Raw genomic sequence first — 12,320 nt, forward strand, 5'->3', positions numbered from 1 at the left:
GCCGGGTATTCCATAAGATGAAGTGAAGGATGCAAAACCGGTTAATGGTGCATAGTTATAATAATATGACCATGATCATGGAGAAGAGATATACTGGTACAACAGTAGTCTCAACCCAGGGTGACGCATCGCATACTTGATCTGGAGGAATACCCTGGATGCGGGGAGCTTATCTTAATGAAAAGAGGAATTGCACATGATCGATCCAAACGTGAAGCATGACCTGCGTGAAATAGGCAAGAAACTAACAAACCTTAGGGGGTCTCTTTGACTTAGATCTGAAGCAAGAGATGATTGGCAACTTCGAAGTGAAGATGTCTGCCCCGGATTTCTGGGATGATAGTGACAAGGCGCAATCCGTAATCGCTGAGCTAAATGCGGTGAAGGGATCTGTGGATCAATACACCAAACTCCAACAGGATTATGATGATGCGGTGATGATGATAGAGCTGGCGGATGAAGAAGGCGACGAAGACCTCGCTACCGAGATTGGTAACAGTATTACAGCGATCGTGAATAAGGTCGCAGAGTTCGAACTTCAACTTCTCCTGAATCAACCATACGACAAGATGAATGCGATTCTGGAGCTTCACCCGGGTGCGGGTGGTACCGAGTCCCAGGATTGGGGACAGATGCTGCTCCGGATGTACACGCGTTGGTCCGAGAAGCGTGGCTTCAAGGTTGAGGTACTGGATTATCTGCCAGGTGATGAGGCTGGGATCAAGAGTGTTACGTTGTCGATTAAGGGACATAACGCTTATGGTTATCTGAAAGCCGAGAAGGGTGTACACCGACTGGTGCGGATCTCACCTTTTGACTCATCGGGCCGTAGACATACGTCTTTCGTATCCTGTGATGTGGTACCGGAGATTGATGATACGATTGAATTGGACATCCGCACCGAGGACCTCAAGATCGATACGTACCGGGCAAGTGGCGCGGGTGGACAACATATCAATACCACCGACTCTGCTGTACGGATTACTCACCTTCCAACAGGTGTAGTTGTAACGTGTCAGAATGAACGTTCACAGATCAAGAACCGTGAGCGAGCGATGACGATGCTCCGTTCGAAATTGTATGAGCGTAAAATTGAAGAGCAAAAACAACAGCTGGATGAAATCCGAGGGGATCAGTCGGATATTTCATGGGGTAGCCAGATTCGCTCCTATGTGTTCCATCCCTATAGTATGGTAAAGGATCACCGTACAAGCGTAGAGACTGGGAATACAGGTGCAGTAATGGACGGCGACCTCGATGCATTCATCGATGGTTATTTGCGTAGCCAGATTAAAGTAGAAACGGATTAATATAAGTTCCTGTATGGACCCATACGTGTAGGCGTATGCTGGTGTATACAGGAGCTTTTTTTTGAATAATTTTATAGGATAGAACAAATGAGCGAACAACTGAACAGTCACATAAAAGGAGAGCACGAGAACATGCAACAACGATCACAACTTCACAGCAACCGCAAAAAGAGGTTAACCAGCCTAATTCCCCTTAATGGCCCGTGGCGGAACGTGGTGGATACGGTGTCTATCATTGTAGGCTCGTTTTTAATTGCAGTGGCCTTTAATTTATTTTTATTACCGAATCAGATCGCATCGGGTGGGGTGTCCGGGTTATCAATTCTGGGCAAGGAATGGCTTAATTGGGAGCCGGCATATACCCAATGGGCAATTAATATCCCACTTTTGATTGCGGGTTTCCTGCTCATTGGCAAACAGTATGGTGTTCGCTCCGTATTGGGAAGTATTGTCCTGCCACTGTTAGTCTATCTCACGAAGGATTGGGCCATTCCAACAACGAATCCGCTACTTGGTTCACTGTATGGTGGGATTGGCGTTGGTTTAGGGATTGGAATTGTATACCGCGGTAGAGGATCGACAGGTGGCATGAGCATTCTTGCCAGAATCGTACAGAAATACAGTGGACTGAGTTACTCATTGTGTGTAGTCATCATGGATGCTACGGTTATTATTATGGCTGCTTTTGTATTGTCATTGGAACAGTCTCTCTATGCACTAATTGGGTTGTATGTTACTGGTAAAGTGATCGATGCCGTTGAGATGGGCCTAGGCTTTTCCAAGGTGGCGTATATTATCTCCAACCAGACAGAAGCGATTAGCAAAGTGATTCTGGATGATCTGGATCGCGGATTAACAAAGCTTGAGGCCAAAGGTGGCTACACCGACGACCAACGAACAGTACTGATGGTCGTGGTTGGGCAAAATGAGGTACCAAGACTCAAAGCGTTAATCCGGTCTGTGGACCCGGGAGCTTTTGTCATTATCAGTAACGCGCACGAAGTGCTCGGCGAAGGTTTTAAGCGGGGAGAACATGTGTAAACGGGTGTGAAAAATAACGGGTGAGCCGTGTAGGCTCATAAGTTTGGAAGTTTAAGACAAGAAAAAACAGGCATATCCTTCTCCGAAATGACGGGAGAGGATATGCCTGTTTTTTTACTATTACCATAATTTCAACTAAACATCACGATAACGGAGAGGACAGAAATAGCTTGAAGAAGCGAAGCGTTCGTCTAAAAGCTTTCTGAAAGAAAGCTACTTCGGAAGGATGTTCTGTCATCGGAGTGCCACCACTACAGAATCGGAGATAACAGACGGGAAATTGCTTCTTTGAAGCGGATAATCAGACTGCGTTTCTGGTATTCATCGAGCGTCATCTCACGCGATACATGCAGGTCGTGCTCAAAGGTTTGTACGAGTGCTGTCGCAATCGTTTCATCATACATAAAGGCATTAACCTCAAAGTTTAACCGGAAACTGCGGTAGTCAATATTGGCGGTTCCCACGGATGCAACCAAACTGTCAATGATAAGTGTTTTGGCATGAATGAAGCCATTATCATATATAAATACTTTGGCGCCGACCTTTAACAACTCACCAATATAAGATAACGTAGCCCAATATACAAAGGCATGGTCGGGCTTATTTGGAATCATAATGCGAACATCTATACCGGACAGACACGCGAGACGAATAGCTTCGAATACACTGGCATCCGGGATAAAATAAGGCGTTTGAATTAGAATTGAATGTTTAGCCCCATTAATCATCTTGAGATAACTGTTCTTGATATGCTCGGTCTCTGCATCCGGTCCACTGGAGACGATCTGCATGGCAATCTTTCCTGTGCCCTCGATATGAGGGAAATGCGCCGGAACATAAGGTGTGTCGTGTTGCTTGGACGCTTCATTCCAATCCAGGAGGAACCGGGTCTGGAGCGCATGAACGGCATTCCCCTGAATACGCAGATGTGTGTCGCGCCAGTAACCGAACTTCGAGTTTAAGCCGAGATACTCATCTCCGACGTTAAATCCGCCCGTGTACCCAAGGTTACCATCAATGATGACAATCTTACGGTGGTTCCGGTAGTTCATGCGCAAGTTGATCAGACTGAATTTGGAGGGGAAAAAGACTTCAACCAAACCGCCTGCTTCGCGCAATTCTTTGAAAAAGCGTTTCGATACCCGCCGTGATCCGAGCGCGTCATACAGCAAACGAACTTTGATGCCTTCCCGCGCTTTGCGGATAAGTGCATCCCGAATTCTTTTGCCCAGACGGTCGCCTCTATAAATGTAGTATTGTACGTGCACGTGATCCTTGGCCGCTTCGATGTCATCCAAGAGCCGTTGGAACTTGTCTGTTCCGTCCGTAATGATCTCAACCGCATTATCCTCCGTTAACAGAGCGCCGTTCTGCTTCAGGTTCATATAGATCATGTCCTGGCTACTCTCGGTTGCTTGGTTGCGGAAAGGGGTGCGGTTATCGTGCAACTGCGTGAGCTGGGCTTCAATACGTTCCTCTAGCCCGAGCTTCTTACGTTCTTTCCACTGGAAAAGCCGGTATCGGGTCAGATTCTGACCGGTTAAAAGATAAAGTACAAACCCAAACACCGGAATAAAGTTCAAGACGAGCAGCCAAGCCCAGGAAGCGCTGGCATCCTTCCGTTCGAAGAAAACGACTGCTGCGGCAAAAATAATATTCAGGCCAAGGAGTACAATAAGTAAAATGGATTCAATATGCACTATAGTCCCCCACGTCTCATAATGACCATCATGAATCTATTCATATGTCCTTGATTAGCAGGTTAGTTATGAATGAGACCCTGATTGTAATGTTTCCTACTAATACGTATTTTAACAGAAGTATACCTATTCGTCCCGGATGTTAAAAAAAGATATGTTCGGATTGGATGGAAATCCATGTGAAATTGATGATAGAGTGTTGTATTTATATAACCAGAGTCGTATAATAATACACAAATATGCATATAAGCGACGGAATTGCTGTGTTCAAGTATCCTTCATGCAAGGACATAGCACAAGTAGCGCATACATCGAGATTGGGGGAGCGAGAGTGAATAACAAATTAAAAGTAGCAATCGTCGGTTCCACCGGCTACGGCGGGGTGGAACTGATTCGTTTTTTCCAGAACCATCCGCAGGTTGAAATCACATCGGTGATCTCATCATCGAGCAGTGGTGAGTCCATCGCAGATGGATTTCCGCATTTGACGGACGTGATTCATAGGCCACTCGACGGTGTAGATCCGGCTGAGATTGCGAGTCGTGCGGATCTGGTATTCACAGCGACCCCGTCCGGCGTAAGTGCAAAGCTCGTACCAAGCCTGCTGGCAGCAGGGCTTAAGGTCATTGACCTGTCTGGCGATTTCAGACTCAAAGATGGAACAGTGTACGAAGAGTGGTACAAACATCCGGCTCCTCCAGCTGATTTGCTGGAACAAGCTGTTTACGGCATGGCTGAGGTGTACGGTGAAAAGGTGAAGGGACAGAATTTTATATCCAACCCAGGCTGTTATCCAACGGCTACACTTCTTGGACTGATCCCTGCAGTAGAGGCAGGCTGGATTGATCCTTCTACTATTATTATTGATGCCAAATCAGGCGTATCCGGAGCGGGACGCGGAACAAGTCTGACCAACCATTATGCAGAGATGAATGAAAATTTCAAAGCCTATAAACTGAACAAACACCAACATATTCCCGAGATTGAACAAGTGCTTGGTGATATAACAGGAACGGCTGTTACTGTTACCTTTACAACACAACTGGTGCCAATGACACGTGGAATCATGAGTACGATGTATGCAAAACTCATTGGGGAACACAGCGACCGGGAGATCGTAGATTTGTACCGCAAATATTATGAGAACAGACCTTTTGTACGTGTACGTGAACCGGGTATCTGGCCTTCGACCAAAGAAGTGTACGGATCCAACTATTGTGATATCGGATTTGCGGTGGATCCTCGCACAGGGCGTTTGACGATTATTTCGGTCATCGACAACCTGGTGAAGGGTGCTTCCGGGCAAGCGATTCAAAATATGAACCTGATGATGGGATGGGAGGAGAACCTCGGGCTGAACATGACACCGGTATATCCATAAGGGATTGCAATTCAGGAGGAGCGCTGGAACATTCGGTGTACAGTGCTTTCTCGTAGTCAACTTAGGGAGAACGGATCAGGTTAAGCAGGCGATCATCGGCATATAGCTGAACGCATACGGGGGATATGATATGGGAACGAATGTGGAGCAACAGAACTTTACCGTGGTTGAGAACGGAACAATTGTAACCCCTGGGGGATTCACTGCTGGTGGACTTCACTGCGGATTGAAAAAGACATCTCGTAATGACATCGGAGCGATCCGATGTGATGTACCTGCTACAGCTGCTGCTGTATACACAACGAACGTGTTTCAGGCCGCACCACTCAAAGTAACGCGCGAAAGCTTGAGCAACGGACGCCTTCAAGCTGTTATCGTTAACAGTGGTAATGCCAATGCATGTACAGGGCAACAAGGGGAAGAAGATGCTTATGCGATGCGTTCGGCTGCTGCGCGGGAGTTGGGTGTGGCGGAAGAGGACGTGGCTGTGGCATCCACAGGTGTCATTGGGGAATTGCTCAAGATGGATGCTGTACATTCAGGCATCACTGGACTTCCATCACATATGGGCAAAGAGTCGAATGAGGCGGAACAATTTTCACAAGCGATTCTGACAACGGATTTGGTGAAAAAGGAAGCCTGCGTCTCCGTTCTGGTTAACGGCAAGACGGTTACAATTGCTGGAGCCGCCAAAGGCTCGGGTATGATTCATCCGAATATGGCGACAATGCTCGCTTTCATGACCTCTGACGCGGTCATTGGTGCAGAAGCGTTGCAGCGCCTGCTGCGCCAGGCAACCAATCATACATTCAACATGATTACAGTCGATGGGGATACAAGTACAAACGACATGCTGGTAGCCATGTCCAGTGGATATGCAGGCAATGAAGAGCTGACGATGGATCACCCGGATTGGGAAGCTTTTGCAGCAGGCTTCACCTATGTATGCCAAGTTCTGGCCAAAGCCATTGCTCGCGATGGTGAAGGAGCAACCAAACTGGTCGAGGTAGAAGTTACAGGTGCGGTAAGTGATGAATCCGCGCAAGCAATTGCCAAAACCGTCATCGGGTCCAGTCTGGTGAAATCCGCCATGTTTGGCGCTGATGCTAACTGGGGACGGATTATTGCAGCCGTAGGGCGTGCAGGACAACCGGTGAACCCGGATACGGTGGATATTCGTTTGGGAGATATCTCGGTACTCACGCAGTCCCGTCCAGTCGTGTTTGACGAAGAAGCGGCCTTGGCCTATTTGCAGACCGATACAGTTCGCATTGTGGTAGATCTGCACCACGGCGAAGGTACTGCAACAGCCTGGGGCTGTGACCTGACGTATGACTACGTACGAATTAACGCAGCATACCGCACGTAATAAGCCTTTGGGGTAAAGGTTTTGCGATACAGCTGTCTTCAAAAATTATCAATAAAATTTAAACTTGTTGTTTGGTGTTGGACATATAGCGATAGTAATGGAGAAGACGGAATTGATTCTGCAGAAGCGGAGCGGTCGCCTTTGTCTCCGGGTTTTCCCCTATATAGGGATAATTCAAGAAACCTGGAGACAACAGCGATCGAAAGAACAATCCGAATTCGGAATGGATTCCTACCAGCCTTCGTCACCTTATAAAGGTGTTATATTTTTTTGAATGTAATTTTTACTATGAAAGGAGCTTGCCCTCATGAATTCAACAATGCCAAACAAGAGTACCGCAACGGAAGCGAGCACAGAGAAACAGATGTTTGTCATGAAATGTGGAGGCAGCACGCTGGCAGCATTGCCCGAGTCTTTCTTTGCGGATCTGTGTGATTTGCAGTCTCAGGGTACACAGCCAGTCATCGTGCATGGTGGAGGTCCTGCGATCTCGGATAACCTGGCGAAGCTTGGTATCGAAACCGAATTCGTTAACGGCCTACGCAAAACGACTGAACCTGTGCTGGACGTAGTGGAGATGGTGCTCGCTGGAAGTATCAACAAACAGATCGTGCGTTTGATTCAACGTGTTGGTGGTCGTGCACTAGGCTTGTCTGGCGTGGACGGGGGTCTGATCCAGGCTAAAACTGTTACAAACCACGCAGAGATCGGTTGGGTAGGCGATGTCACTGGTGTGAATGCAGAGATTATCCAAGGTATCGTGAACATGGGTTACATGCCGGTTATCGCGCCAGTTGGTGTGGATGCAACCGGACAACGCTACAACATTAACGCGGATACAGCTGCGGGAGCAGTGGCGTCTCATCTCGGCGTGAGTCGGATGATTGTCGTGACTGACGTTCCTGGCATCATGAAGAACGTAGGCGGCGAGAAAAAAGTATTGCCATCCGTATCTGTACAAGAGATTGAAGACATGATCCAGACCGGAGAAATCTATGGCGGCATGATTCCAAAAGTACGTGCAGCTATCGCTTGTATCCATGGTCAAGTACGTGAGGTCGTCATCGTAGACGGCAGCGAACCTCAAATCCTGAGCCGTGTACTAGGCGGAGAAATCATCGGAACAAGAATCATCCGTATGCAATAGTTTGCTCTCGAAGTGCTAGGGTCTTACTAGCCTTATATTATATAAAAAAATATGTGCACGATTTTTTTGTGAATCTGGGCATAACGCGATAACGGAAGAGTGCAGAGCCAATCTGAAGAAAAGACGCAAGAACGGAGAGGACAGAAATAACCTGAAGAAGCGAAGCGTGCGCCTTTATCCCCGGAGTTCAACCTTTAGAAAATTAATCAAAGAAATCCGGGGATAACAGCGATCGGAAGGTTGTTCTGTCATCGAAGTGGAAGTATGCATACATTCGGAAGATGGACTGCAATCGAAGTGGTCTAGTGTTATGTTTATTCACCTTAGGAGTGCATCAACCAATAAGGAGTGATATGGTCATGGCAAAAGGCAACGAACAGCCAGGTTCTGGCACAGCGGTAGCGGGCGCAACAGCAACAGGTGCAGCGGGACAGACGGAAAGCTCGCTATTCCAAACGTATGCGCGTTATCCAATCAGTCTGGTTAAAGGTAAAGGCAGCTGGTTGTGGGATGATCAGGGCAACCGCTATCTCGATTTCATGTGCGGACTCGCTGTAACTAGCCTGGGCCATGCACCGGAGAAAGTTGGAGCCAAGCTGAAAGCTCAGATTGATGAGTTGTGGCATGTGTCCAACCTGTTCCAGATTCCTGGCCAGGAGAAAGCAGCAGCATTGCTGACAGCCAATACGTGCGCTGACGCAGTGTTCTTCTGTAACAGTGGTGCCGAAGCGAACGAAGCGGCTATTAAAGTAGCCCGTCGTTATCACCAGAAGGTGAAGGGTACAGATCGGTATGAAGTGATCACATTTGCCCAGTCCTTCCATGGACGGACGCTTGCAACACTGACAGCAACCGGACAGGATAAGGTGAAAGAAGGATTTTTGCCATTGCCAGCCGGATTTGTAACTGTGCCTTTGCATGATATTCCTGCACTGGAAGCGGCAATTGGACCCAACACAGCAGCTATTATGCTGGAAATGGTTCAGGCCGAGGGTGGTGTATATCCAGTTGAACCGGAATTCGTCAAGCATGTACGGAAACTGTGTGACGAGCACGGATTGTTGCTCATTGTCGATGAAGTACAAACGGGAATGGGACGTACAGGCAAACTGTTTGCACACGAACATTATGGTATTGAGCCAGACGTGTTCACCGTTGCCAAAGGTATCGGTAGTGGTTTCCCTGTAGGCGCGATGCTGGGTAAAGGTTTCCTGCGGGATGCGTTCACACCAGGTAGCCATGCGACAACATTTGGTGGAACACCACTTGCTTCATCCGTTGTGATTGCAACAATCGAAACGATGCTGGAAGATCGTTTGCCAGAGCGTGCAGCGGAGATGGGTGAATACCTGATGAGCTCCCTGCGGAATCGTTTGGCGGGCAATTCCTTTGTGAAGGAAGTACGTGGCTTGGGATTGTTGGTCGGTATTGAATGTGCTGAGCCGGTAGGTGATATTGTGCTTGCTGGGCAAAAACGCGGTATCTTGTTCGTCTCTGCAGGACCGAATGTGATTCGTTTGCTTCCGAACCTGTATGTGAGCAAAGAAGAGATCGACGAGGCCGTATCGCTGGTAGGCACATTGATCGAAGAGCATGTAGCGGCGAAAGCCTAATATAAAAATGAGAACCTTTCTGTCTCGGGGCCATTACAGGCCTCGAAGCAGAATGAGATGATGAATCCCTGTAGCCGCGTGGTGAAATTGCAGAAGGCGGGAATGGATAAACTCGAGAAGCACCAAGACAATTTGTCAACGTTGCTCTCTCTTCTGCCCATGCGGGTGCAGGGAACCGGAAATAAGGAGGACATTATATATGACAGCACAACAGACGGAAAAGGTTCAGAAGATTGATCTGAGAGGCCGGGATTTTATCGAATTCACGGACTACACAGCAGAGGAAATTCGTTATCTGCTTGATCTCGCAATTGAGATTAAAGGCAAGCAAAAAAGCGGTGTACCTTTTCAACCGTTGAAAGGTAAAACGATCGGACTTATTTTTGAAAAATCATCGACACGTACGCGTGTATCCTTTGAAGTGGGCATGTTCCAATTGGGCGGACACGCGCTCTTCCTGAGCAAAAATGATATCCAGCTGGGTCGCGGGGAAACAACACATGATACAGCCAAAGTATTGTCGCGCTACCTGGACGGCATCATGATTCGTACCTTTGGACACCATAATGTAACTGAACTGGCAGAGCATGCGGATGTGCCGGTCATTAACGGCCTGAGCGATGCAGCGCATCCTTGTCAGGTACTGGCGGACTTCCAAACGGTGCTGGAGCATAAAGGCAAGCTGGCAGGTCTGAAAATGGCCTACATCGGAGATGGCAACAACATGGCACACTCCCTAATGCTCGGAGCAGCGAAAATGGGTATGCATGTTGCTGTAGCAACGCCAGAAGGCTATGAGCCGGATAGCGCAGTTGTGGAGCAGGCACGTATTATCGCACAGGAGAGCGGTTCTGAAGTGATTGTAACCTACAGTGCACAGGAAGCTGCGAAAGATGCAGATATCGTGTACACGGATGTATGGGCAAGCATGGGCTTTGAAGAAGAACAGAAGATTCGGGAGCAGGCATTTGCGGCATATCAAGTGGACGAGGAACTGATGAAAGGCGCGAAGCCGGACTACATGTTCTTGCATTGTCTGCCAGCACACCGCGGCGAAGAAGTGAGTGCCGGTGTAATTGACGGACCGAACTCCCTGATCTTTGATCAGGCGGAGAATCGCTTGCATGCACAGAAAGCCTTAATGGCTGCGTTAATGAGCGAATAGCTGCTATTTCATTGAACGGGTTGATTTTAGGCGCAGATTTCGCGATGATAGATTCATCTATAATGTACTTTAAAAAGTTAATTAAACAAGAAGCATACACAAAAATGGAGAGACAGAAAAAGCCTGAAGAAGCGAAGCGGTCGCCTTTATCCCCGGATTTTACCCTTTATCATAAAGGAATGAAAAAATCTGGGGATAACAGTGATCGGAAGGGTTTTCTGGCTCTTAGGATTCAGTGTATGAAGGCTCTGTTTAACTTAACTGATCTTGGGGAGGACCATCGAACATGGCTAAGGAAAAAATTGTACTCGCGTATTCAGGCGGGTTGGACACATCTGTAATTTTGAAATGGTTGAAAGAAACGTATGATGCAGAGATTATCGCGTTCACAGCGGATATTGGACAAAAGGATGAATTGGACGGTTTGGAGGAAAAAGCACTGGCAACAGGCGCTTCCAAAGTATACATCGACGATCTGCGTGATGAATTCGCAAAAGATTTCATCTATCCGATGTTCCAGGCGGGTGCCCTCTATGAAGGACAATACCTGCTTGGTACAAGTATCGCTCGTCCACTGATCGCTAAACGTATGGTGGACATCGCTCGTGCAGAAGGGGCTACGGCCATCGCTCACGGCGCTACAGGTAAAGGAAATGACCAAGTTCGCTTTGAGTTGAACGCGGCTGCGCTGACACCAGACATTAACGTAATTGCACCTTGGCGTCTGGAAGAATTCCGTAACCAGTTCCCGGGACGTGCCGAGATGATTGCTTACGCTGAGAAACATGGTATTCCGGTAACCGCATCTGCAGCTAAACCATACTCCACAGACCGTAACTTGCTGCATATCAGCTATGAGAGCGGTGTGCTCGAAGATCCTTGGTTCGATCCAAGCGCGGACGAGAACAAAGACATGTTCTTGCTGAGCAGTGCACCTGAAGATGCACCAGATCAAGCGGAATATGTTGAACTGGAATTCGAACAAGGTGACTGTGTCGCGCTGAACGGTGAGCGTTTGAGCCCACTGCAAGTGATGGAGCAACTGAACGAGCTGGGTGGCAAACATGGTATTGGCCGTGTAGATATGGTTGAGAACCGTTTTGTTGGTATGAAGAGCCGTGGCGTATACGAAACACCAGGTGGAACGATCCTGTTCACAGCGCATCGCAAAATGGAATCCATCACGATGGACCGTGAAGTGATGAACCTGCGTGACAGCCTGATCACACGTTACAGTACACTCGTTTACAACGGTTTCTGGTTTGCACCGGAACGTCTGGCGCTGCAAGCGCTGGTGACTGAAAGCCAGAAAAACGTAACGGGTACCGTTCGTGTGAAACTGTACAAAGGCAACATCATCGGCGCAGGTGTGAAAAGTCCTGTCAGCCTCTACAATCCGGACATCGCAACGATGGAAGCTGATCCAACGCAAGCTTATGATCAAGGCGATGCAACAGGCTTTATCCGCCTGAATGCACTGCGTTTGAAAGTAAACTCCGGCGTGGAGCAAAACAAAAACTAATTTCAACCTGCATACTAGAGCTACATCAATATAAATTACAAGGCAGGCCGTTCTTGCACATCTGGCAGGAGC

Annotated in this window: 9 protein-coding genes; 8 read left to right on the top strand and 1 reads right to left on the bottom strand. The window is 47.9% G+C overall.

Translation table 11 applies throughout. The annotated features are described in order from the left end of the window. Nucleotides 1-196: 196 nt before the first annotated feature. Both prfB and MHI14_RS03085 read left to right on the top strand, forming a co-directional pair. A protein-coding gene (gene prfB / locus MHI14_RS03080) for a peptide chain release factor 2 (protein WP_124116498.1) occupies nucleotides 197-1,310 on the top strand; the annotation gives its coding sequence in 2 pieces (ribosomal slippage) (nucleotides 197-268 and nucleotides 270-1,310; 1,113 coding nt in all). A gap of 132 nt (nucleotides 1,311-1,442) precedes the next feature. After that, nucleotides 1,443-2,351 (top strand): YitT family protein, encoded by a 909-nt coding sequence (locus MHI14_RS03085; protein ID WP_341129875.1) that lies wholly within the window; start codon nucleotides 1,443-1,445, stop codon nucleotides 2,349-2,351. Nucleotides 2,352-2,602: 251 nt separating this feature from the next. On the opposite strand, the gene cls is transcribed toward MHI14_RS03085, so the two are convergent. Then, nucleotides 2,603-4,051 carry a cardiolipin synthase gene (gene cls, locus MHI14_RS03090; protein WP_133386068.1) on the bottom strand — a complete coding sequence of 483 codons (1,449 nt, stop codon included), beginning with the start codon at nucleotides 4,049-4,051 and terminating at the stop codon, nucleotides 2,603-2,605. 331 nt (nucleotides 4,052-4,382) lie between these two features. Here cls and argC point away from each other — a divergent pair, with 331 nt between their 5' ends. From argC to MHI14_RS03120, 6 genes are all read left to right on the top strand, one after another. Continuing rightward, on the top strand, nucleotides 4,383-5,432 hold the full coding sequence (gene argC / locus MHI14_RS03095; protein WP_339311019.1) for an N-acetyl-gamma-glutamyl-phosphate reductase: 1,050 nt from the start codon (nucleotides 4,383-4,385) through the stop codon (nucleotides 5,430-5,432). 130 nt (nucleotides 5,433-5,562) lie between these two features. After that, nucleotides 5,563-6,801, top strand: a complete 1,239-nt coding sequence (gene argJ, locus MHI14_RS03100; protein ID WP_445670324.1) for a bifunctional glutamate N-acetyltransferase/amino-acid acetyltransferase ArgJ — start codon at nucleotides 5,563-5,565, stop codon at nucleotides 6,799-6,801. A 307-nt stretch (nucleotides 6,802-7,108) separates the two neighbouring features. Beyond that, nucleotides 7,109-7,948 carry an acetylglutamate kinase gene (gene argB / locus MHI14_RS03105; RefSeq protein WP_341129876.1) on the top strand — a complete coding sequence of 280 codons (840 nt, stop codon included), beginning with the start codon at nucleotides 7,109-7,111 and terminating at the stop codon, nucleotides 7,946-7,948. A 359-nt stretch (nucleotides 7,949-8,307) separates the two neighbouring features. Next, entirely contained in the window at nucleotides 8,308-9,561 is a 1,254-nt protein-coding gene (locus MHI14_RS03110) for an aspartate aminotransferase family protein (RefSeq protein WP_341129877.1), read from the top strand. 199 nt (nucleotides 9,562-9,760) lie between these two features. Then, nucleotides 9,761-10,726: an ornithine carbamoyltransferase gene (argF, locus tag MHI14_RS03115; protein ID WP_339311010.1), complete on the top strand. Its 966-nt coding sequence runs from the start codon at nucleotides 9,761-9,763 to the stop codon at nucleotides 10,724-10,726. Between the two features lie 286 nt (nucleotides 10,727-11,012). After that, nucleotides 11,013-12,248, top strand: coding sequence for an argininosuccinate synthase (locus MHI14_RS03120; protein ID WP_017692004.1), 1,236 nt, complete (start codon nucleotides 11,013-11,015; stop codon nucleotides 12,246-12,248). Nucleotides 12,249-12,320 lie beyond the last annotated feature (72 nt).

The organism is Paenibacillus sp. FSL K6-2393, from assembly GCF_038002545.1.
Taxonomy (GTDB): Bacteria; Bacillota; Bacilli; order Paenibacillales; family Paenibacillaceae; genus Paenibacillus.

Excerpts from the sequence above, each read along its gene's own strand:
- argJ (WP_445670324.1), top strand. The coding sequence starts at position 5,563 with ATGGGAACGAATGTGGAGCAACAGAACTTTACCGTGGTTGAGAACGGA.
- MHI14_RS03120 (WP_017692004.1), top strand. The coding sequence starts at position 11,013 with ATGGCTAAGGAAAAAATTGTACTCGCGTATTCAGGCGGGTTGGACACA.
- argB (WP_341129876.1), top strand. The coding sequence starts at position 7,109 with ATGAATTCAACAATGCCAAACAAGAGTACCGCAACGGAAGCGAGCACA.
- argF (WP_339311010.1), top strand. The coding sequence starts at position 9,761 with ATGACAGCACAACAGACGGAAAAGGTTCAGAAGATTGATCTGAGAGGC.
- MHI14_RS03085 (WP_341129875.1), top strand. The coding sequence starts at position 1,443 with ATGCAACAACGATCACAACTTCACAGCAACCGCAAAAAGAGGTTAACC.
- MHI14_RS03110 (WP_341129877.1), top strand. The coding sequence starts at position 8,308 with ATGGCAAAAGGCAACGAACAGCCAGGTTCTGGCACAGCGGTAGCGGGC.